We start from the raw sequence: 22,152 nt of genomic DNA, 5'->3' as shown, positions 1-22,152 counted from the left end.
AGCCGGATCAACCCTGAGGTTTGCTCAGGAACGAGTTGTGCGTCCAGCTGTTCGCATTCGACATGGCCGCCGCGATCTGACCAGCGTCGACCCGACCGGAGCTGCCGGCCAGATACTGGTTCAGCAGCGCAAAGCCCTGGCTTGCCTGGGACGCTCGCGTGCCTTGATCGGCCCAACCGGTCGTCTGTGCTGCGTTCGCCAGGGTGCTGGTGTCCCCGCCCATCTGCTGCTGCAACTGCGCAAAGCCGTGGTTTGCCCAGCTCCCGGCGTTTCCGCCAGTCGAACTGGACGGCCGGGGATCCGTCACGCGGATCGTCTGCGGGTCCGACGACATCACAGCGCCGGTGGTCGGATCCATAGCGCTCGCGGTCAGCGTGAGGTTCGCGACCGGATGAGCATTGCCCTTGTAGTACGATGTCAGCGTCAGTCCGCTGTCGACCTGCGCGGACGTCAGGGTGATGTTGTTGCCCCTGAGCGTCGTGCCGTCGCCGGTCGTGATCGTCTCGTATCGCGGCAATCCCATGATACTGAGGGTGAGGTTATCGTTGGGGTCGGTCGTCGTAATGGTCGTCCCCAGGTCGACCTGACCGCCTCTGCCGGCCACCCAGAGCGACTTGTCCGCGACGTCGAGCACCGGTGCGGTCACGCTTGGAGTCGTGGGGGTTGTCGGCGTCGTGGGGTCGGTCGGCGTCGTCGGCTGCGCCGGTATCGTGGGATCGGTCGGCGTCGTCGGCGTCGTCGGTGTCGTGGGCGTCGTCGGCGAAGAGGTGCCCTTCAGCGGAGGCGGCAGATCGGCCTGCAACTGCGCAGAAGTCATCGAGGTGAAGTAAAGGGTCTTGTAGTTCGTCGTCAGTGCGACCCAATCGCTCATCCCGGCACCGGGATTGTTGGAGAAGCCATCGACGTATGCGGCCGTCGAGTTCGACCACCAATCAGCTCCCAGATCGGCAACGAGATGCTCGTTCGGATCAGTGGTCCTCATATCGGCCTGGACATAGACGCCATCGACCGTTCCGGCAGAATAGGTGCCGCGCGAGCCCGGCCAGAAATGGTCGTTGTATCCGCTGAGGGGCGCAGCGCCCATCGCACTGCCGTCCGCCTGCCTTGTCACGCTCCATGCAGAGTTCGTGTTTCCAGAAAAGTCGGCGAGAAACTGAGATCCGGCGATCGGGTCCGTCGCCTGATCTTGCACGAGAGACCAGCCGCCAGTTTTCAGATGCACCCACGTCTGGAAGTTCGCGATCTGAACGTTGGCCGGATTAGAATCGTTGCTTGCCCCGGATTGGGGATAGACCTGTCCCCACCCTGTGACGGCGGTGAAATTGGAGGGCGGGGTGCTACCTGTATGGCCGGTGCTCCCGCCGTACCAGGAATAGCTTGTGGGAACGCCAAGCGGAAACCCTTCGCTGTTGCCAGGCGTGTTTTGATAGGTGACATCGGTCAGCGCCACTTTTGTTCTCCATTGCAGACCAGATTTAAGGACGTGAAATTCCGCTGCCGCGCATCAGGGATGTGCGACATATTGCATGCTCGCAACTTCAGTAGTCGCGAACAGATTCCAAAGAATTGCAGCCTCGAACCGCGAGGAGATTTCAAGCAGTGGGTTTCTTGGAAGTTGGCCCCCCCGACTGCTGAGCCGGTTGGTTAATAATCAAAAATGGCAAAAAAACTTTCAAAGTGTGATTTATACACACGTATACCTGACCGGCATTTACTCCACACGGACGATTTTCCGCTGACATTTGCCGCGGTGGTCGGTTTCACGCCATATTTGATTTCTGCAAGGTCGCGTCGGTTTCGCTTGGCTCAGCCTACGGTCTCATGGCTTGCGCAGACCGAGCGCTGCCAAGAGCTCTGGGATAAATGCACCGTTGTCGCTGGTGATGCGAAACGACTCATCAAGGTCGTGAACGCACCAGCCAAATCCGTTGTCCTCGACGGCCTGACGCACCGACTGCAACCACGTCGCCCGATCCGATAACGCGGCACCGGTGCGACCGGCGAAGTCGCCAAAACATCCGAACTCACCGCACATGATGCGCTTGCGATCGACCTTGTTCTGGTCGGACCAAGCGGCGACCTCGCCCACTCTGCGACGGACGAACTCGATATCCTGAGGGACATTGAAATATTGATCGGCGCCGCTCATCAGCTGCTGGACAAGGTACTCCTTTCGCAACACGGAGGTTTGCTCATCCGATTTCAACAGACCTATCGCTCGCTCGATCGCCCGAGCGCGGTCGCCGGGTTGCGGGGGAAACTGGAGGCGATGCAAATATTTGCTATAGGATAGATTGACGCCCTGAAGAGTGAATATGAACGGCTCGTAGTAGTGAAAAACGAATATCGTATTCGCGTCGAAGGCCTTTACGTCGATCGAGAGCAGACCATCGATGCTCGCGTAATTCATTCCTGAAAGTAGCAGCGTGTGTTTCGGGGCGGCTGATCGTACTGCGTCGTAAAGATGTTTGAGCTGTTCCGCCCAAGCTGTCTTGGAGCTGAAATCCGACGGCGGCGGCGGTTCATTGAACAGCTCCAACGCGACCGACTTGGGCTCATATCTCGTCTGCAATGCCGCTGCGATGCTCGTCTCGACTTCGACAAGACGCAGGAAATGCGGGCCTGCGAGTCCATCGGTCAACGTCTGAATGTTCCAGTCCTCGTGCTCCGTACTGACGTGAACGTCGAATAACACCTTCATGCCAGCCTGAAGGACGGCGTCGACCGATCGAAGGACAGTTTCGATGCCTGAGGTCAAATCGGCCTTGGTCTCGACAGCGAGTAGCGGCGCTGGATCGACACAGATGCGCAGGAAGTCGACTCCGCTGGCAGCGATTCTTTCGAGCCGCTGTTTCGGCATCCAGCTGTCCCAGCCCCTGCGGATGTTCCAGGGCTCACCTTTCTGCCAATGCGCGAAAGGCTGCTGGATGTTTATGCCGCGCAGGCGGTCGTGCGACGACGTGAACGCGACGTCCGACTGGCGATCAAGGGACGGCGCGGCGGTTGGCTGTCCGAAGACCGGCGATCGCGTCACGCCGTACGCAGCCGCGCAGGCGGCGGCCCGAAGTGCGTGACGCCGGCTCAATCCAGGTCGAGATCTAGGTGGAACGCCGTTCTTCCGCGACTGCAAGGTTACGTTCTCCAAATGCTGCGCTGGCCGGCGAACCGGCGGTCATCAAAAGCTGGCGGAAGGACCATCCGGGGTTTCGCGCGGTGACCGCTTCCGGCTGAGACAGGATTATGAAAACGGTGACGATCAAATGCGAGAACGCCACTGTTTCCCGGTTAAAGCTTTGATCGAGTAATGCAACCAGCGTCACGCCGACAAAGATGGCAACCCAGAAATGCAGAATTCCGGCTTCCGCTGATTTCTTTCCGAATGTGTTGATGATCCGTCGCCGGTCGGACATTGCAGCCAGCGGAAGGCTGAACCAAAACGCGGCAAAGGAGATCAGGCCTACCATGCCCGTATCGAAGAATATCTCCACGAACTGATTGTGTGCCTGCAGAAGGAACGGACTGTAGATCGGGGTTTGACCGGGGCCATATCCGATCCATGCTCGTTCCAACCCAAGCGTGGACAGATAGTACCAGTGGTGAATGCGCCAATGGACCGAGGTCACCGCGGTTTGCCAGTCCCACACCACATATTCGCCGTTCATGATGTAGTCCGGAACGGTCTTCAGGTCCGAAAACAACTCTCCAAATGGAGACAGCCATAGGAGGATCGCGAATGCTGCCGCGAACGCGGGAAGGAGGCGAGGCCTCTGGATGAAGAGGTATACGCTGAGGGCCACCCCGAGCAGCGCGACGCCGGTCCTTGAAGCAGAAAGGACCAGGGCAACAACAAACAGCAAGTACACCGCGAGGTGAAAGTGCTGAATGGGAAGGCGCATTTTCCGTCGCGACAGCTCGCAAACGAAAAAGGTCAGCACGATCTCCAGGCTGTAGGGTACGGGGTGCGAAGAAAGACCCGCCACTCGTTCAAACTTGTCGTATTGCGTGACGAGCTCTGCATGACCGGTCAGGTATTGACCGAGCCCCACCGCGGAAATGATGAACAACAGCCACATATAAACACGATGGAGGCGCGGGCAAAAATCCGGATGACGATAAAGGGCAGCAAGTAGTGTGACGAACATGATCAGGTGCACGTACCTGAACATCTCGTACAAGGCGGCATACTGGTTGACGATCTTGCCGGCTCCGAAGCCATTGGTGACAAAAGACAGGATGCAAGCGGCAACAAAGACGGACATGGCTATCAAGAGCACGAACAGTCTTTTATGTATCCTGACATGTCGCGCATGCCAGGCGGCCACAACACCGATCCCGATGACGGTGAGCGACAGGATCATGGAAAAGCTCGTCCCGGACAGACGGTCGAGGCCGTTGGAGATCGATCGAAAGAACGTATAGATGAGGAAATACAGCAAAAGCATATTCATCTTGAACGTCGCTTTGGTTCGATCGGTTTGAGGCGATACCTCAATTGCGGGACGGGAATCGCGCGTTGGCCGATGCGCCGCGTGCGCAGCTCGCTAGGCGGTGCTGGGCGGCGCCGTCCGGGACCGCGCATGAGGACCGCCTCGACGAGGTTCAATCGCCCTGCGATAGCATCCGAGAGTGCGCTCTGCGATCGAGCGCCAGTCTTCCCGTTCGGCCAACCAGTTGCGTGTCTTCTCGCGCAACTCCAACGGCCACGAACTGTGTGCAAACGATGCCAGGCGATCCGCGAGCGCTGATACATCTCCCACATGAAAATAGTGCGCGTCATTCAATCCGATCTCCAGGTGAGCAGGAATGTCACTGGCCACCACGGGCAAACCGAAGCTCAGAGCTTCCAGCAGCGCGATCGGCAAGCCTTCGTGCGAGGATGGCAAAACGAAAATGCCTGCGTGGGCGTATAGCTCCCGCAGTGCGAGCCCGCACTGGAAGCCCGCCATGATCACCCCAGCGGTTGCCTCAGCGCGTGCCGCAAGCATCTCCGTATACGCGTCTGGATGCTCGGAGGCGCCGACGAACACGAGCTTCCATCCGGTGAGCCTGGCGTCGGCAAAGGCCTGAATCAGGTCGGTGTGCCGCTTCTCCGGCACCAGCCGGCCCACCATCAACACGTATCGTCCCGGCGTAAGCCCAAGCTTGTCCAGCACCGAAGTGCTCTTGGGCACGTCGGGCAAGGTGACGCCGTTTGGAATGAGGTCCGAATTCAGGCCGTACTTTTCCCGCACCAGCTTTCGGATGGTCTGGGAGATGACGATGCGGCCGTCGGAAAATCGCATGCCCCAGGCCTCGCCGGCGCGCAGGGCCATCCTGGCCAATCGGCCCCACTTCTCCCGTTCGTAATCCGGGCCGTGGTGCGTCACGACAACATGCAGTCCCAGCAAGCGCGCGAGTGGCGCCATCAGGGCCGGTCCGATGGCCTGGATGTGCAGCACGTCCGGCCGCTGCCATGCAGCGACAAGCACCCCGAGGAACGAATGGACGATTGTCTCAAGACCCGAGGTCTTCGGACACCATACCCGCTGGTAGCGTACGCCGTGCCACTCGTCGCCGCGATCAGGCGGCATATAGGAGGAGCGAACGATTACCTCGACATCGCAGCCCAGTTCCTTGAGATGGGGGCACAGGTGCTCCGCGTGAACTTCCACTCCTCCCTGCACATTGGGAAATCCACGCAAGCCAAGCATGATCACCCGCAGTACCAGATGATCCGCACTCACTGCACCCTCCTGTCGAATTAGTTATTGATAAATTCCTTGAGTGGATATCGGGCGTCGGCCGTGTCTCTCCCGCGCACCAACCGTGCCTTTTGCTTTTCGTTGAGGAATGACGTTCGCTGGACGCGCGGAGTAGGCGCGACGTTGGAATAATCAATGTATTGATCGAAACAGATCGGTCGGCCGAGCTCGACCTTCAGCTTGTTCTTCAGCACCCAGATGAGCGGCCCCATCTTCGGTGCCTGCGGAATCAGCGTTGAGCGCATTGCCGTGCGCGCGGTCGTCACCATCCAGCAGTTCTGTTGGCAAGCGTGAACCTTGGCGACGGAGTTCTTGGCCGTGTCACTGGCCATGATCTCGCTCCAGGACTGGCGCGCCAAATTACCGAGCGGCAGGTCCGACCGCACGTTGCAGGCCCACACATCGGACCATGGGTCGATGAATGCGAAATCCGTCCCCGCGCTGCAGCGGATCAACCGCGGGTGGCCGAGGATCTTTTCGATCAAGCCCAGATTCAGGTAGGCGCGAAACCAGTTCTTCGGCTTGTTGCTCTTGAGCATCGCAGTGATAAGCCCTTCGACTTGCCGGGCCACCGCGACGCGTTCATAGAAATAATTGTCGTTCTTGTAGAATTGCCACGCGTTGTGCAGCGTCGATGTCGCAAGTTCGAACCCCATCGAACGCGCCAGTTCATAGGTTCGAACGAGCTGCGCCACATTCTCATCCTGGATGACGAAGGCGAATCCCAGGTCTTGTCCGCCTGCCTCCTGCAGCATGCGAAGTCCGGCGACCTTCGTGGCGTAGCCGTCCTTCTCGCCGCGGATGCAGTCGCTGGTGGTCGCGTCACCCTCGAGGCTGAAACGAACCTTGATCTTCGGGTGCTTCTTGACGATGGGCAGGAGACGCTCGGGATGCAGGCCGTTCGAGCTGATCTCTATGATCCGGGCCTTTGGGTGGAGCAGGTCCACCATCTCGGCCAGATCCTTCCGCAGGGTCGGCTCTCCGCCGGAGATATTGAGATTATCGAACCCCGCAGGAAGTTTCGCCAGGGTCTCGAGCGTGACCTCTTCCTTTGGATCGGTCGGATTCTTCCAGATGTAACACATCTGGCATCTCGAGTTGCAACGAAACGTGGAGATTACGGTGAGGTCCATTTGCAATCCTCAATGCGATGAATGCCGCTCGCTCACCAGTGATCGGTAGACGGCCATCAGCTCGGTGTTATGCTTCTCGAGGGAGAAGTCCGCTTCGACGCGACTTCTTCCTGCTGCTCCCATGCCTGCACGGCGTGCGGCGTCGTTCATCAGGCAGTCGACGTGCTGACGAAGCTCGTCCGTGTTGCCGGGCTCAAACAAAAGCCCCGTCACTTGATCGTCCACGAGCTCCGGAATGCCGCCGACCCGGGTCGCTATGACTGCCTTGCCATAGGCCATCGCCTCCAGCACCGACATCGGACAGTTCTCGCACCACTCCGAAGGCACAACCACCACGGAAGCCTCGGCGATCGTCTCGTTTAAGGTCTCGCCGGATAGCTGGCCCGCGAAACGCACATTCCGGGTGAATTGCGCCTTCAAACTATCCGCCAGCGGGCCGGAGCCTGCGACGACGAGAGGCCATCGGCAGTCGGCTGCTTCGTGGGCGCGCAACAGCGTCTCCGCACCTTTTCCCGGCGCGAGCCGGCCGCAATAGAGCACGTATCCCTTGTCCCGATCGCTCGCCGAAATGCCGCTGACATCCACGCCATTGTAGAGCACCTGTACCCGGTCCGCGGCGAACCGAGGCAGCACCGACTCCCGCATGAACCGGCTCGGCGCGAGGAAGCGATCCACCTTCTCGTAGCTGCCGAACCAGCGCTGAATGACCGCTTCCATGTAAAGCGTGGCGCTCTGTGCGATCGAGCCGTCAGCGCAACGGTGCATCAGCACGTGATGGAAATCGCCGGCGAGACACGATGAACACAATTGGTCCTCTCGCATGCGGGTGTGCACCGGACACACCGGCTTCGAATCGTGCAGTGTCAGCACGACCGGAATCCGCGCGACTTGGCGACGCCGACAATCGACGGGGTCAGCTGGTGATAGATGTTGTGGCAATGCATCAGATCCGGTCGGGTCTCCTCGATCAGGGATGCGAGTTTGCTCACGGCTTCGCGCGAGTGAATCAATGAGAGCGCGCTTTTGATCTTGGCGAGATGGCCGCCGGTTCGGTATTCCTGGCGAGACACGAAGTGATTTGCATAGCGGGATTCGATGTTCCGCTCGTGCTGCATCGCGAAGTCAATGACGTCCGCTCCGCTGCTCGTCAGGAACATTCTTTCCTGAAGCAGCACTGCCTCTGCGCCACCGTTGTTGAACAGAAACTTATTGGCGAGCAGTACTTTCATTGAGGCCCTCGACACGCGCATCACGAAGGCCGGCATCACCAGTGGCCGGTGCACTCTGTGTCTGACGAAAAGCTACCGTGAAAGCAGTTCGATGCAGGCGGCGCATTCAGAGTGGGGGCGATGAAATCTGGGGTACCCAGTAGTGAGTACCAGCGCCGTGGTTGCCAGAGCGGCGCGGTTTGTCGATAAATGGAGGGGTGTTTCCCATCGGAAACACTGCTGTGTTCACGAGGGCTATTTGAGATGAGCATGGGCAGATCGCGCACGCAATCACATGAGCACCGAAGACGCTTGGTCGGCTTGCGCGCAATCAACCTGTCCGGTGGTGATTTCGCGTGAAGCGACTACTGAGCCGAACGATATTCCATGCGGCAAGTTGGGCGGGACTTGCGCCTGCTTTGCGCATGGCATTTGCCGGCAGGGCCACTATCTTGATGTTCCACGAGATTCAGCCGGATTGGCGCTCGGAGCTGAAGACCGGTGCATCGCCTGATTTCTTTGAATACACGCTGAAGTGGCTGCGCCAGCAAGGATGGGAGATTGTCAGTCTCGATGCATGTCTCGAGCGGCTGGCGGTGGATCCTGAACCCCGTCGCTATGCGGTGCTTACCTTCGACGACGGCTACAAGGACAACGTCACGACGGCATTGCCGATCCTTGAGCGAAATAACGCGCCCTTCACCGTTTATGTTCCAACGGGTGCGGTGAAGCGGACGCTGCAACCGTGGTGGCTGGGCTTGCGCGACCTATTCCGCTCGAGGGACAGTCTTGCGATCGACGCAATGAACATGCGATTCAGCTGTCGCGATTTTGACGAGAAAGCATCGGCCCTGGAGAAGGTGAGCAACTGGGTCCATGAAGATTACCTACGAGTTGAGATGCTCGCCCCTACGTTCAGCAAGGCCGATCTGTCGCTGGAGGCCTTGAACGACGCCTATTTCATCAACGAGCGGGAGCTTCAGCTCCTGGCACGACACCCCCTGGCTACGATTGGCGGGCATACGGAATCGCATCCAGCGCTCGCGTACCTGAATGCAGCTTCAGCGCGCGCCGAAATGGCGGGTAATCGCACCTATCTGGAGAGACTGCTTCAGCGCCCGGTTCGGCACGTCGCTTTTCCCTACGGCAACTCCAGGGCATGCGGTGATCGAGAACAACATCTCGCGGTGGAGGTCGGTTTTTCGACCGCAGTCACAACCCGGCATGGACAGATATCTGATCGGAAGCTGAATCCTTTTGGGCTCCCCCGCATCGCGGTCGGAGGTCCTTCCGACGGGAGAATTCCGTTCGAGGGGCGAATGAATGGCGTCCAGTCGGCGGTCCAGATGCTGTTCGGCCGCGGCGACTGATATCGTGCATTCCGATCGCGTCGAAGAGTCGAGGGCACGCGAATTCTGGCTCGGGCACGCGAAGTAGGTTGAGCCGCCGGCGATCTCGTGCGCCAGGATCGGCGCCCGACACGATCAGGCCTGACTGGCGATTCCTGATATCCAGCGGTGGAAGCCGGATCCGGGTGGGCAGGTCGCGAAATTGTAGCCGATTTTGGGGTTCACCTTCAGGCGATCCAGTGTGCCGAGGTCACTGACCTTCGTGATTGATCCGTCTGCAGCAAGAGCAAACACCGGAAGTCCGAGTGCCTCGAACACATACCTCGTGGTCGCGTGGCTGCGATCCTGGCCATGATCTTCGTAGATGATCAGCGTGTCGCGCTTCAGAGCCTGCCGAGCGCCCTTCAGGGCCGCAACCTCCTGGCCCTCGACGTCGAGCTTGATGACGAGCCGATCGCTGTCGGTCAGCTGCTGATCCCTTGCCAACGCATCGATCGTTATCGACATGACGGGTTCTGTGTGTGACGGACGGCTGCTCTGCGACGTTACGATGTGCCGGGCCGAATGAGGTCCGTCGTCGGAGAAGAACAGGCTGCGCCCGTCGTACTCGAACAATGCCCTTCGGCAGATCTCGAAGCGCTGATCATTCGCGTCACGGTTCTGCTCGAGAATTGCAAGCGTCTCGCGTGAAGCCTCGACGGCAATCGCGCGCTTGCGACCCAGCATTTCCGACGTGACGAGAACGGACCAGTATCCGATGTTTGCACCGCAATCGAAGAACGTATAGTCGGTATCCTTCAGCCGCAGCAGAAGCGTCGCTATGTCCGGCTCGTAGGTCATGCCGGGCTGGCCGATGAAGAACGCATTCCAATAGACGTCGTTCAGCTCGAAGTACAAGCGGCTACCGTCGGCGAAATGGACGCAAGACAGCTGGGAATGCAGAAGCGGCTTGACCGCCCGCATGGCAAGTCCCATACCGCGCCCGGTACTCCGCGCAACAACGGTGTGCAGAAGCCTCACCAGCCCCATGGAAAGCCGGCTTCCTGACACCTCGTAATCGAATGTAGACCGGCCCATCAGGTACCGCCTCCCGCGCGTAAATCCAATTGCAGCAATCGCGTCCTCGGATGACAGCGAACGCATTCAACTATCTCCCCAATTCATGTACGTGTGTCCCGACTGCCGCGAGCAGGCTGCAGGTCAAGAATGGTGCCGCTGGCTTCTGGCCGTATTGCCTCGCTACGCGGTTCGGATACTCCTCGGCTCGTTGCGCGCCTAACCAACGCGCGGAGCGCCGTGGTGGCGGTGATATCGATCCCTTCCGCCGAATAAATGTAGGCCGCAGTCCACACCCTGGTCGCGATGCCCGCGCAGGAGCCAGCAACCGCTGCTCCTATCGTCCCGAAGGCCCAAGTCGCGCCGACCATGGCCAGGATTCCCGACACCCAAGTGATCACCACGATGTGCATCGCGGCGCGCTGATGGCCTGTCATATTCAGGGCGATGGGGCCGATCCCGAAATATGTCGACACCAGCATGCCGGTTGCCAGGACCATCAGGACGCCGTAGGCGCGGGTGAAAGTCGCTCCGAACGCCATCAACGCGAGGTTGCCGCCAAGCGCCAACGTCGCAACGCAGCCGAGCACAGCGACAAACGCAGCCAATGACGCTCCCGACGTGACGCGCGTGATTTCCGCATGACGATTCTCATCGAACAGACGTGCGATGAGGGGCGCCGCGGGAATACAAAAGGTCGCCAGGAAGAAATCAAGAAGGAGCGCGATCCGGCTGGCAGCGTAGTAATATCCTCCGGCTTCCGGGCCGACCATGACCGAGATGACGACGAGGTCGACTGTGCCGCCCATGATACTCGTGACGCTGGTTACCCAGAACGGTCCCGACGTGGAAAGGATGTCGCGAAGCCGGTCATTCGATCGCCCCACCGCCATGGTGAATACCTTACACCCCTCCGCGAGATGCCGCAGGTAGATGTTCTGGGCGGCGATCAACACGATCAGGATTCCAGTCGCAATCAGCAGAACGTCTTCAGCCGGCAGCGGATGGCCAGACGTCCCGAAGAGAACGGCGCCCAACAATATGATGAGAAATCTCCACAGCACATCCTTCGACACGAGTGCGAGATTGACGGAGCCGAGCGCGCGCCCCAGCGAACTCTGCATTTCGATCAAGGACAACGGCAATATCAGGAGCACGCTCGTGGCATATTGCCAGCCTCCGAATATTCCGTCGCGGCCGTGAGCGGCGACGAACGGAAGGAGGGCGAGTACGGTCACGGCAACGCTGCCCAGACACGCCACACGAACCCGCTTCGCGACGATCGAGCCGATCTCCGGGTAGTTCTTCCGGGCGGCGATGCTTGGTATTTCCCGCAACACGCGAAATTGCTGACCGATGAGGCCGACCGTGGAGGCGACGAGCGCGAACGTCATCAACGACATGAGCGCACCGTATTCCTCTATGTTCATCATCCGCGCAAAACTTACGCCGAAGAGGAGGGAGACGACGGCGCCCGAGCATCGGTATGCCAAGGCCAGCCATGACTGCCGGAAGACATTGCTGAACATGGTCGCCGGTCCGCCGGACGGTCGAGTAAAGCTCGTCATTGCTCAAGCCAACGTTGGTGGACGCCACGCGGCGCCCAGTAATTGTGATCGAGCTCTTGCCCGGAATTCCCGGTTCGGCGCACCTCGTGGGCGGAGGAGCGGACTGCGCGGAGGCTGAGCGTTCAAATGTTACACATTGTCAAATCGGCACATTGTCGCAGGGTCGAATATAACCCCACGGCTGCGGAGAGCGTCCGGCCCTTCTGGATTACCCACTCCGGTGGCCGTAACGAGAAACATGCTGCCTTCGTCGCGATGAAGGCGGTTCGCCGACGAGCATTGTTCGACGGGTGATGTACGGGGCGTTTCAATCGAGCTTGCGGTATCGCGATCGGGAGCCAATTCATGCGACTATAAGTCAGGATTGGCCTCCTTGTAGGTGTGTTGCTTCTCGACCTTGAACGAACCATCGAAATGAGGCTTGACGCCGTTCGCCTTGAGCCCCTGGACGACTCCAGTTCCTCCGGATGCGGTGGCTGCAGACCTGCGCGCGGGCGCGCGTTCCCGGTCCGACCTGTCGCGCAGCAATCCTATTCCGATCCCCAGAAGCATGCCGCCGAGGATCGCTGATCCAAGTATCAAACGGGCGTTTGGCGAGCTGGCCGTGTAGGGATGAGACACTCCGGTGAGCAGACGAGCCTCGAACACCGGCGCGGATTGCTGCTGCATGGCGTCCATGTAACGCAACATCCGGAGGAAATTGTCATACGTTCTGGTGGCGGCGTCCGCCGTGGCTTCCAGTTCGCGGAGTTCGTCTTGCGCCGTTCCGGTCGACTGCGACGAGGGTGGACCTGCCTCGGCGGTGTTCGCAGGAGCCGCGATGCCATTCCTGGCCCTGTTGTAATCCGCTACGGCCTTTTTGGCAGTCGACGCCTGGTTGCTCAATTCGTTGACACGTTCCTTGACCCATTTCTCGTTTTGCAGACCCCATTTGTATTTCGCGTCCATTTGCGTCGTGATGTAGGTCTCTACAACGGTGTCCAGGACCTGCGCGGCCCGATCGGGGTCGGCGGAGCTGAAGGCGAGATCGACTATGTAGGTGAGACCGGCGCGCTTCACCGAGAGCTTGCGCGCGAATGCTTCCATCGCATCGCGCGTGACGACGTCCGTGTCCTGCCTGCTCCAGCCGAGCAGCCGGGATGTCGACCGACTGAGGTGGTGCAGGGCGCCGCCGGAGAATTCCCGGTCTCCCGCCAAACCGAGCTTCGCAATCGCTGCGCGAGCGACGCTCTCCGACTTCAGGATTGCGACCTGACTTTCGACGGCCGTCGTTGCCGACGCCGTGTCGTTGGAAGAAGTCGTCTTGGCGTCGACGATGAGTTGCGCGGTTGCCGTAAACGTCGGAACTGCGACAACGAGATAGAGCAAGCCGGCGCCAAACATCAAGAAACACGTCAGCAGTATGATCGAGAGACGGCGGCGCAAGAAGGCGAGAACCTCCGCCACGAATTCGGCCGGCGAGCCAAATTCAGGCGGCATCGTGTCCTGAGGTGCCGAATTGTCAGTTCTGTGAGTTTGCAGCATTGTCTCGAACCTGCAGTTACTGGTGGCCTACCGAAGCCTCCGCCGATCAAACGGGAACGGGATCGACTGCAATGCCCTTGCGATCTTGCTGTACGGACTGCATGCAGCAATCGTCATCGCGCTAGAAGGCATTCCAATAGACCTTTCTGGAGAAGAGGGTCATGACGATGATCTTGAGATCGAGAAGGAATGACCAATTGTCGATGTAATACAGGTCATGCTCGACACGACGTTGCATCTTCTCCAGGGTGTCGGTTTCGCCACGATAGCCGTTGACCTGTGCCCAGCCGGTAATGCCGGGCTTGACGTTGTGGCGGCGGGAGAATGACGAAATCATCCGGGCGAAGCTCTCGTTCTGCGAGGTCGCGTGCGGACGAGGCCCGACGAGTGACATATCGCCGACCAGCACGTTGAAGAGCTGTGGAAGCTCATCGATATTGGTGTGGCGCATGAAGCGTCCCAACCGGGTCACGCGTGGATCGTGTCTGGTCACCTGCTTGAAATTGTCGCCATCCTCCGTCACGGTCATCGATCTGAATTTCAACACGCGAATAGTCTCGTTGTTGTAGCCGTGCCGGGTCTGACGAAATAACACCGGCCCGGGGAATCGAGCTTGATTGCGAGTGGAAGGATGACGAAGAGGGGACTGATGATGACAAGTCCGGCAATTGCGGCCGCGATGTCGAAGGCTCGTTTGATCGCCCGGTGGAACGGCGTCAGGGGAGACTGGAAGATGCGCATCGTCACCATGTTGCCGAATTGCGTGATGCGCGACACGGCCATGAGGTCGATTGCACCGACCGGGACGACGTGAACGTCGACCGGGAGCTCTGACAGGGCGCCGGCGAGCGCGAGGGCCGCCCGAACATCCGACTCCGAAGTCAGAATGACAATGTCATCCGCTCGCAGGGGCCGGCACTCTGCGATCAGTTCGCGGACATGGGATAGCACTTCGACCGCCCCGGAGTGCCCCGATGCTGAAGAGCCCTTGCGAAAGGTCGGCAACTCGAACGAGCGAATGGTGCGGATTCCGGTGGCGCTTACGCGTGCGGAAAAATCCAGGCAGTGGCTCGGTTCACCTATGAGGATCACGCGCCTGGCGTCGATCAGTCCGGATGCGATGGCAGGCTGCAGCAACGAGAAGCATATTGCCCGCGCGAAGAGCACCATGACGATAACGCTTGCCGCCTGGGCCATCACGGTCGCGCGCGAGTAGCCATCCGAGATCTTGAGAAGAAATATCGTTGAGATGAAGAAGGAGAATACGAAGAAGACGGCGCTGACGCCGCTCCATAGGAAGATGTGGCGGGGCTGCGTCTGGATCCGCGAATACTGCCGGAGCCCAACGGATACGAGCAGTTGCAACGTGGCAATCAGAAGAGATTCCAGGATGTATTTGGGAGTGTCCGGATAGTCGAGCGCAAGGACCAGCCGATAATAGAGGACGGCAGCGGCAAAAGCCCCAACGGCTACGAGGAGGAACTCGGCGCCTGCCGCCAGTACCAGCAAGGCGGCCAATCTGTTCTTGCCAAGGTCAGCCGCAATTGCCTTGCGGCCAGTGACCGAATGCGCCGAACGCTCGGTAGGGGCCGGCGAATTGGTGAAAACGCATAACTCACCGGTTACTCCCAAGCAGTCCGTCACGCAGTCCGTCCCCCTGACAAAAACATAGCATTCGGGTCAGGAGGCGGATTGGCAATAAATGGGTAGCCGGGAGTAACTACGATGGTCAGTTGAGCCGAGGCGCTGCGGGATTAGATTGTCGATCAATCCGTGAGACCGAGTTATCGAGCACGCCATGCCGCACGCCAAGCTGCGTAATTTTCTCCGTCTTGACAACCGTCGCGGTCAACCAGGCCATTGCGTCAGGTGGGGCCTGGTGGCTGTTGGCCTGACGATTTCCGCGCAGGCGAAAGCCGAATATCGAGTGAGCGTCGGAGATGTTCTGGAGGTCGCGGTAGCCGGCGTGCCGGAGCTGCGGCAGCGCGCGCCCGTCCAGGTCGATGGCAATATCTCTTTGCCGCTGGTCGGGATGGTCCCGGTCGCCGGCCTGCCGTTGCAAGAGATTCGGGCCAAGGTCGGGGCCGCAATGACGAGCAAGGTCTTTCGACAGAGGACCGTGGACGGCCGCGAGGTCGTCGTCGTGATAGATGCAGATCAGGTCACGGCGATCGTTGCGGAGTACAGGCCTGTTTACGTCAACGGGGACGTGTCGAAGCCGGGAGAGTACCCTTATCGTCCGGCGAGCACCGCGCGCCAGCTCATCGCCATGGCGGGTGGCTACGACATCATGCATATCAGGATGAACAACCCGTATCTCGAGTTCGGCCGACCTGAGAAGCGAGTATGGTTCGCTTTGGACAGAACTCGCCAAGGAACAGGCGCGGATGTGGCGCATCAAGAGCGAGCTCGGGGAAGGGACGCAGATCAATCCAAGCGCTTCTCTTGCCGACGTGCCGATAGCCCGGTCGGCGGTTTCGGAAATCGTCAATGCGGAAGCCGAATACCTGAAGACGAAGCAGAGCGACTATCAGCAGGAAAAGGCGTACTTGCAGCGCAGCGTTCGGCAGGGAGACGACGAGGTCCGCGTGCTGTCGGAGCAGCAAAAGAAAGATGAAGAGGGACTTCAGTCCGACGTCGAGGACCTTCAGAAAGCGACCGACCTGTTCGGCAAGGGATCGTTGATCAGCCCTCGCGTGACGGATGCGCGTCGCGCGGTTCTGCTGTCGGCGACCCGGAGGTTGCAAACCTCTGCGCAATTGCTCCAGGTCAAGAAACTGCAGGACGAGTACGCCAGACGGCTGGCAAAGCTCGACGATCAGCGGAAGCTTGATCTGTTCCGTGAGCTGCAAGAGACCAGCTTAAAGCTCAATCAGATTCGCGAGAAACTGCAGAGCGTCGGCGAGAAGCTTCAATACACTTCGATGGTTCGATCGCAGCTCGCACGGGGAGCCGGCAGTAAGCCCGATATTGCTATTATCAGAAAGAGCGAGAAAGGACCGGAACGGATTGTCGTGAACGAGGATGCCGAGTTGCAGCCCGGTGACACCATCGAGGTCTCGCTGCGATATCAGGATGGTCCCGACGCGGCACCCCGAAAGCTAAGCAGTTCAAACGTTCCTGTCGTGATAGGCCGGACGGACGTGACCGCGGCAGACTCGCGGCGTGACAGCAGGTGACAAAGCCGGAAGCGGCATAGTGATCGGGATTGGCACGTCGGGAAGACAGGAGCAGCCACGGAGTTTGATGCCGCTTGTCCGTATATTTTTAGCCTATGCGACGGTGTCGCCGCTTAGGCATAGGGTAATTCCGCTTGATCTGAACCTTGAATATTTTGCGACCTTTACCGTTCTCGATCCGATGTTCCGCTTCGCTGCAATCTGAACTCACAGAAGGGGCAACCTCCTTGTGCGGCTTCGTTGGCATCTTTGGATTTAAAGAATTGCTTGAGTCGGCGCGCAGCCGGGCGCTCGAGATGGCCAAGACGGTCAGGCACCGCGGGCCAGACTGGAGCGGCATTTATTCCAGCGACGGCGCAGTGCTCGCGCACGAGCGCCTTTCCATTGTCGACGTGGAGCACGGCGCTCAACCCCTTCTCGACGTGACCGCGGGTCGCGCTTTGGCCGTGAACGGAGAGATCTACAATCATGTCGGTTTGCGCGAGGCGCTGAAGCTGCCGCACGCATGGAAAACGAAGTCCGACTGCGAAATCATCCTGTATCTCTACGACGAGTACGGCCCTGCCGTGTGCAATATGCTGAGTGGAATCTTTGCATTTGCCCTCTTCGATGAGCGCAGTGGCGATTTCTTCGTCGCCCGAGACCACATCGGAATTGTTCCGCTTTACATCGGATGGGGTAGCGACGGCACGACTTACGTCGCGAGCGAAATGAAAGCTCTCGATGGCGTATGCGAGACGATCCGGGAATTTCCTCCGGGACATCATTACAGCGCCAAGGCCGGAAAGTTCGTCAAGTGGTATGATCCACAATGGGCACATACTCTTCCAAGCAGGAAGGTGTCCCTGCAGGAGCTCCGATCTTCGCTCGAAGCTGCGGTCAAGCAGCAGATGATGTGCGATGTGCCTTACGGGGTGCTTATTTCCGGCGGGCTCGACTCGTCGCTTATCGCGGCGCTTGCAGCGCGCCACCGCTTCAAGCGGATCGAGTTGGGAGAAACCGAGGAAGCATGGTGGCCGAGGCTGCACTCGTTCTCTGTCGGCCTCGAAAACTCACCCGACATGAGGCATGCGCGAGACGTGGCGGCTCACATCGGCACGGTCCATCACGAGATTGTTTTTACCGTGCAGGAAGGATTGGACGCATTGCCGGACGTGATCCGGCACCTGGAGACCTTTGACGTCACCACCATTCGTGCCGGCACGCCGATGTATCTCATGGCGCGCAAAATCAAATCAATGGGCATCAAAATGGTGTTGTCCGGAGAAGGCGCTGACGAAGTATTCGGCGGCTATCTCTACTTCCATATGGCGCCGTCAGCAGAAGAATTCCACGAGGAGACTGTCCGAAAGATCTTTGCGCTCAGCAAGTATGATTGCTGTCGCGCGAACAAGGCAATGGCGGCTTGGGGGGTCGAAGCCCGTGTGCCCTTCCTGGACAAGGAATTCCTGGACTACGCAATGTCGATAAACCCCGCCGAGAAGATGTGCCCTGGCGAGAAAATCGAGAAGGGCATATTGCGGGAAGCATTTACCGATCTGTTGCCGCAAGCGATCTTGTGGCGTCAAAAGGAGCAGTTTTCCGACGGGGTAGGGTACAGCTGGATTGAAAGCTTGAAGCATCAAGCCGAGAATAAAGTCTCGGATCAGATGCTCGCAGAGGCGAGCAAGCGCTTTCCGCGGCAAACGCCGACGTCCAAAGAGGGATATTTCTACAGGACCATCTTTGATGGCATTTTCAACAATCCGACAGCCTGCCTGACTGTGCCCGTCGGTCCTTCGATCGCCTGCTCCACGCCGACCGCGTTTCTCTGGTCTCAGCAATTTGCGAGCATGAATGACCCATCCGGAAGGGCCGTGAAAGGGATCCACGTTCAAGCCATTGATCATGTTCAATCAGCTGGAAGCCTCGACAGTTCGGAGGCCCCATCGGGCGAACGGGTTGCAGCGGCGGAGTGAAATCCTCCTTCAAGCGGATCGCCTACCGTTGTGGGTGAATCCGGCGCGCCGTTTGCTGTGTCGGTCGCCGCGACCATTCAAGCCCGGCCCGCCGCCCGAAGAGCCGGCACTCGGCCTTCGTGCAACCAATGCCAGAGCGACGCCTCAACGCCGCGTCAGGATCATGACATCGACGCGACCACCTCAAGCATCACTTCGGTCGCGCCGCCGGCGATCGAGAGCACGCGGGCGTCACGCGCGACGCGCTCGATCGCGCTCTCGCGCATGACGCCCATGGCGCCGTGGAACTGCACGCAATCATACGCGACCTCGTTGACGAGTTCGCCGCAGATGGCCTTCAACATCGAAATCTCGCGCAGGCAATCGTCATCGGCCGCCATGCGCCAAGCGGTGGCATAGAGAAACCCGCGGCTTGCCTCCACTTTCGCAGAAAGCATCGCGAGCCGCTGACGGATCGCCTGCATGTCCCAAAGGACGCCCCCGAATGCCCGGCGGGTTTTCACGTAAGTGAGGGTCATGTCGATCGCTGCCTCGGCCATCCCTATCGCCATGGCGGCGAGGACAAGGCGCTCGTTCTGCAAGTTGCGCATGATTGAGTAGAAGCCTTGTCCCTCTGCGCCGAGCACGTTCCCGGCGGGGATGCGGCAGCCGTCGAAGACAAGTTCCGCCGTGTCGGAGGAGCGCCAGCCGAGCTTGTCCAGCTCGCGCGCGACGCTGAAGCCTGGCGTTCCCTTCTCGACGAGGAACATCGTGATCCCGTTGCTTCCGGCCGAGGGATCAGTCTTGGCCGCGACGCAGTAGAGATCCGCGTGGACGCCGTTTGTGATGTAGAGCTTCGTGCCGTCGAGCACGTAAGAGTCGCCATCTCGCACCGCGCGCGTGCGGATGGCCTTCACGTCGGAGCCCGCATCCGGCTCCGTAATGGCGATCGCGGTGATCACCTCGCCGCTGATAATGCCCGGCATCCAGCGGGCCCGCTGGGCTTTGGTCCCGTCGTGAAAGACGTACGAGGAAGCCATGTCGGCATGGACGAGCATCGCGTCGGCGGCGCCGCCATAGGTCGAGCGCCCGAGCTCCTCGGCGAAGACCGTTGACGCGACAGAGTCCATTTCGGCGCCACCATACTCAGCCGGGTAGCGGATGCCGAAGAAGCCGAGTTCGCCCATGCGGCGCAGGATCGAACGGGGAATGAACCCGTTCTCTTCCCAGTGATCCGCGCAGGGCTTGATTTCCTCCTTGACGAACCGGCGGACCTGGTCCCGCAAGAGCTCATACTCCGCCGCCATCCAGGGCAGCTCCGGCTCTTGCGCCGCCTTCCAAGCTTTGTCCATCATCTTCATCCGATCTGCTATGAGCCTGACTCAAAGGCTCCTGTCCCGCCCAAGACCAGGCGGAGACCTTCCGGCTAGAGTTCGACCTCCTCTCTCGGTCCCTCCGAGAGGGAAGGGGCACTGGAATTGGCCACCCAGCGCATTCCGTCGATGACTTCCGCCAGTTCGGCCAGTGTCGGGCGCTCAAAGAGGTTGCGAAGCTGCACGTCGACGCCGAAAATCTTTCGCATGCGCGACACCGCCCGCACCACCAGGAGCGACTCCCCGCCCAGCTCGAAGAAGTTGTCGTGGCGTCCGATCGACTCGAGCTTCAGGAGTTGACACCATAGCGCGGCCAGCGCCTTCTCGGTCTCTGTCGAGGGGGCGGCGAAGACCTGCGCCGGCTGGATGTTTTCCGCCGTCGGCTCGGGAAGCGATGAGCGGTCGATCTTGCCGTTGGACGTGAGCGGCATCCGCTCGAGGCGAACGTAGTGCGTCGGAATCATGGACTCCAGCAGTTCTTCGGCGAGGTGCGCGCGCAGGTCCGCCACGGTCAGAGGTTTCGACGCGACATAGTAGGCCACAAGTCGCGCGATGCCGTCTTCGGGCGTCGACGGTTCGCCATTGCCGATCTGGGCCGTTTCTTGTTTCGCTGCTTTCGTTATCGAGGTGACGACGGCGCATTCGTGAACGTCCGGGTGCTTGAGAAGCCGTGCTTCGATCTCGCCGAGTTCGATACGGGTGCCGCCGACCTTCACCTGATGATCGGCGCGGCCGAGAAATTCCAGGTGTCCTTCCGAGTTCCAGCGGGCGAGATCGCCCGTTTTATAGAGCCGCAGCTTCGAGCGCCCATCTCGGGGATCGGTGACCGTACGGAAACGCTCGTCGGTCAGATCGGGGCGATTGAAATAACCTCTCGCGAGACCGTCGCCGGCAATGAACATCTCACCGATAATCCCGGGGCCGGTGGGCTGATATCTATGCTGAGGACGTAGATGCCCGCATTCGCGGCCGGAACGCCGATCGGCACCGATGCGGATTGATCCCGATCGGTGTCGAAACGGTGAATCATGCAGCCCACCGTGGCTTCGGTGGGTCCATACTCGTTGTAGATCTCGATAGGATGGGGAATAGCGCTGGTGATATCGCGAGCCAGCGCGGCCTTGAAGTCCTCACCGCCCACGATGAACTTGCGCAGTCTTGTGGTCTCAAGATTGCGGTCGCGGATCATCGCGAGATGCGCCGGCGTCAGCTTGATGATGTCCACCGCATTGTCGTCGATCACCTTCAGCACGACCATGCTCTGCACTCCGGGATCGCCAAGATAGACCACGATGCGGCCGCCGGTGATGAGTGGCGTAAAGAGCGTTGTGACGGTCAGGTCAAATGCGAGAGATGAGAAAAGGGGCCATGCGAGGCTTTCGTCGGAACTGTACACCTGGGCGGCCCACCAGATGTAGTTCACCAGGCTTCGGTGCTCGATCTCGACGCCCTTGGGAGTGCCGGTCGAGCCGGAGGTGAAGATGATATAGGCGGCGCCGTCCGGCGTCGCAGCGGACGGTCGGGCCGAGGCCGGCTGATTCGAGATCGACGCGAGATCGGCGTCGAGCACGAAAATGTCGGCAAGGTTCGGGGCAATGCCCGAACGCAGGCGCGACTGGGTGATCGCCACGGGCGCCCGCCCGTCGGTCCCGTTGGAAATGTCCTGCAGGATTGTTGTGATACGCCCCTTCGGCGTTGCCGCATCCACCGGCACATAGGCTGCGCCGGACTTCAGCACGCCCAGGATCGCAACGACGACTTCAATGGAATGCTCCATGAAGACAACGGCAATCCGGCCCGGGCCCACGCCGGTCGAGCTCAAATACGCGGCCATCTGGTTGGAGCGTTCGTCGAGCTGCCGGTAGGTCAGCGTTGCACCGCCAAAGCGGATCGCTTCAGCGTCAGGACTACGCGTCGCCTGGTCGCGGAAGAGATCGATGATCGTCCTGTCCGACGGATAGCGTGCCGCCGTGGCGTTGTAATCGACAACCAGCGCCTGATGATCGGAATCCTTCAGCAGGGGAAGCGCTACGCCCTCCGGCGCGATAGGTAGGACTTCGTTCATGAAATACGCTCCCGTCGGG

18 protein-coding genes and 1 pseudogene are annotated in these 22,152 nt (G+C 59.8%); 4 read left to right on the top strand and 15 right to left on the bottom strand.

From position 1 onward, the window contains the following. Positions 1 to 7 precede the first annotated feature (7 nt). From ACSKB9_RS22525 to ACSKB9_RS22495, 7 genes are all read right to left on the bottom strand, one after another. Entirely contained in the window at positions 8 to 1,450 is a 1,443-nt protein-coding gene (locus ACSKB9_RS22525) for a hypothetical protein (protein ID WP_438075837.1), read from the bottom strand. Positions 1,451 to 1,819: 369 nt separating this feature from the next. Further along, positions 1,820 to 3,034 (bottom strand): glycoside hydrolase family 5 protein, encoded by a 1,215-nt coding sequence (locus ACSKB9_RS22520; protein ID WP_438075835.1) that lies wholly within the window; start codon positions 3,032 to 3,034, stop codon positions 1,820 to 1,822. Between the two features lie 64 nt (positions 3,035 to 3,098). Next, entirely contained in the window at positions 3,099 to 4,448 is a 1,350-nt protein-coding gene (locus ACSKB9_RS22515) for an O-antigen ligase family protein (RefSeq protein ID WP_229189966.1), read from the bottom strand. 93 nt (positions 4,449 to 4,541) lie between these two features. Then, positions 4,542 to 5,723: a glycosyltransferase family 4 protein gene (locus tag ACSKB9_RS22510; RefSeq protein ID WP_438075833.1), complete on the bottom strand. Its 1,182-nt coding sequence runs from the start codon at positions 5,721 to 5,723 to the stop codon at positions 4,542 to 4,544. 17 nt (positions 5,724 to 5,740) lie between these two features. Beyond that, positions 5,741 to 6,874 carry a radical SAM protein gene (locus ACSKB9_RS22505; RefSeq protein ID WP_225162373.1) on the bottom strand — a complete coding sequence of 378 codons (1,134 nt, stop codon included), beginning with the start codon at positions 6,872 to 6,874 and terminating at the stop codon, positions 5,741 to 5,743. 9 nt (positions 6,875 to 6,883) lie between these two features. Beyond that, a complete protein-coding gene (locus tag ACSKB9_RS22500; protein ID WP_438075831.1) occupies positions 6,884 to 7,744 on the bottom strand; it encodes a glycosyltransferase family 4 protein in 861 nt (286 codons plus the stop codon). Beyond that, a complete protein-coding gene (locus ACSKB9_RS22495) occupies positions 7,738 to 8,103 on the bottom strand; it encodes a hypothetical protein (RefSeq protein WP_438075829.1) in 366 nt (121 codons plus the stop codon). The genes ACSKB9_RS22500 and ACSKB9_RS22495 overlap by 7 nt, the downstream gene beginning before the upstream one ends. A gap of 335 nt (positions 8,104 to 8,438) precedes the next feature. Here ACSKB9_RS22495 and ACSKB9_RS22490 point away from each other — a divergent pair, with 335 nt between their 5' ends. After that, positions 8,439 to 9,452 carry a polysaccharide deacetylase family protein gene (locus ACSKB9_RS22490; protein WP_438075827.1) on the top strand — a complete coding sequence of 338 codons (1,014 nt, stop codon included), beginning with the start codon at positions 8,439 to 8,441 and terminating at the stop codon, positions 9,450 to 9,452. A 114-nt stretch (positions 9,453 to 9,566) separates the two neighbouring features. Here the strand turns inward: ACSKB9_RS22490 and ACSKB9_RS22485 are convergent, their stop codons facing one another. The 5 genes from ACSKB9_RS22485 to ACSKB9_RS22465 form a co-directional block, all read right to left on the bottom strand. Beyond that, the gene (locus ACSKB9_RS22485) at positions 9,567 to 10,574 is read right to left on the bottom strand and encodes an FkbM family methyltransferase (RefSeq protein WP_438075825.1); all 1,008 of its coding nucleotides are present in this window, start codon (positions 10,572 to 10,574) and stop codon (positions 9,567 to 9,569) included. A gap of 17 nt (positions 10,575 to 10,591) precedes the next feature. Beyond that, the gene (locus tag ACSKB9_RS22480) at positions 10,592 to 12,016 is read right to left on the bottom strand and encodes an oligosaccharide flippase family protein (protein WP_438075823.1); all 1,425 of its coding nucleotides are present in this window, start codon (positions 12,014 to 12,016) and stop codon (positions 10,592 to 10,594) included. Positions 12,017 to 12,406: 390 nt separating this feature from the next. Continuing rightward, entirely contained in the window at positions 12,407 to 13,534 is a 1,128-nt protein-coding gene (locus tag ACSKB9_RS22475; RefSeq protein ID WP_438075821.1) for a GumC family protein, read from the bottom strand. A gap of 166 nt (positions 13,535 to 13,700) precedes the next feature. Next, on the bottom strand, positions 13,701 to 14,126 hold the full coding sequence (locus tag ACSKB9_RS22470; protein WP_438075819.1) for a sugar transferase: 426 nt from the start codon (positions 14,124 to 14,126) through the stop codon (positions 13,701 to 13,703). Then, entirely contained in the window at positions 14,120 to 15,097 is a 978-nt protein-coding gene (locus tag ACSKB9_RS22465) for a hypothetical protein (RefSeq protein WP_438075817.1), read from the bottom strand. Before ACSKB9_RS22465 ends, ACSKB9_RS22470 begins: the two co-directional genes overlap by 7 nt. 280 nt (positions 15,098 to 15,377) lie before the next feature. On the opposite strand from ACSKB9_RS22465, the pseudogene ACSKB9_RS22460 reads away from it, so the two are divergent. From ACSKB9_RS22460 to asnB, 3 genes and pseudogenes are all read left to right on the top strand, one after another. Further along, positions 15,378 to 15,821: pseudogene (locus tag ACSKB9_RS22460) on the top strand (polysaccharide biosynthesis/export family protein); the annotation flags it as partial. A 145-nt stretch (positions 15,822 to 15,966) separates the two neighbouring features. After that, a complete protein-coding gene (locus ACSKB9_RS22455; protein WP_438080655.1) occupies positions 15,967 to 16,758 on the top strand; it encodes a hypothetical protein in 792 nt (263 codons plus the stop codon). Positions 16,759 to 16,985: 227 nt separating this feature from the next. Further along, positions 16,986 to 18,716 carry an asparagine synthase B gene (gene asnB / locus ACSKB9_RS22450; RefSeq protein ID WP_438075815.1) on the top strand — a complete coding sequence of 577 codons (1,731 nt, stop codon included), beginning with the start codon at positions 16,986 to 16,988 and terminating at the stop codon, positions 18,714 to 18,716. A 161-nt stretch (positions 18,717 to 18,877) separates the two neighbouring features. Here asnB and ACSKB9_RS22445 read toward each other — a convergent pair whose 3' ends face one another. The 3 genes from ACSKB9_RS22445 to ACSKB9_RS22435 all read right to left on the bottom strand — a co-directional run bounded on the left by ACSKB9_RS22445 (position 18,878) and on the right by ACSKB9_RS22435 (position 22,133). Then, positions 18,878 to 20,056 carry an acyl-CoA dehydrogenase family protein gene (locus ACSKB9_RS22445; protein ID WP_438075813.1) on the bottom strand — a complete coding sequence of 393 codons (1,179 nt, stop codon included), beginning with the start codon at positions 20,054 to 20,056 and terminating at the stop codon, positions 18,878 to 18,880. A 65-nt stretch (positions 20,057 to 20,121) separates the two neighbouring features. After that, entirely contained in the window at positions 20,122 to 20,970 is an 849-nt protein-coding gene (locus ACSKB9_RS22440; protein WP_438075811.1) for a phosphopantetheine-binding protein, read from the bottom strand. Continuing rightward, positions 20,916 to 22,133, bottom strand: coding sequence for an AMP-binding protein (locus ACSKB9_RS22435; protein WP_438075809.1), 1,218 nt, complete (start codon positions 22,131 to 22,133; stop codon positions 20,916 to 20,918). Before ACSKB9_RS22435 ends, ACSKB9_RS22440 begins: the two co-directional genes overlap by 55 nt. Between the last annotated feature and the right edge of the window lie 19 nt (positions 22,134 to 22,152).

Origin of the sequence: Bradyrhizobium sp. BR 1433, from assembly GCF_051547665.1 — a bacterium.
Taxonomy (GTDB): domain Bacteria; phylum Pseudomonadota; class Alphaproteobacteria; order Rhizobiales; family Xanthobacteraceae; genus Bradyrhizobium; species Bradyrhizobium australafricanum.
The sequence above is the reverse complement of the archived record's forward strand: the minus strand, read 5'-3'. Positions and strand labels throughout refer to the sequence as shown.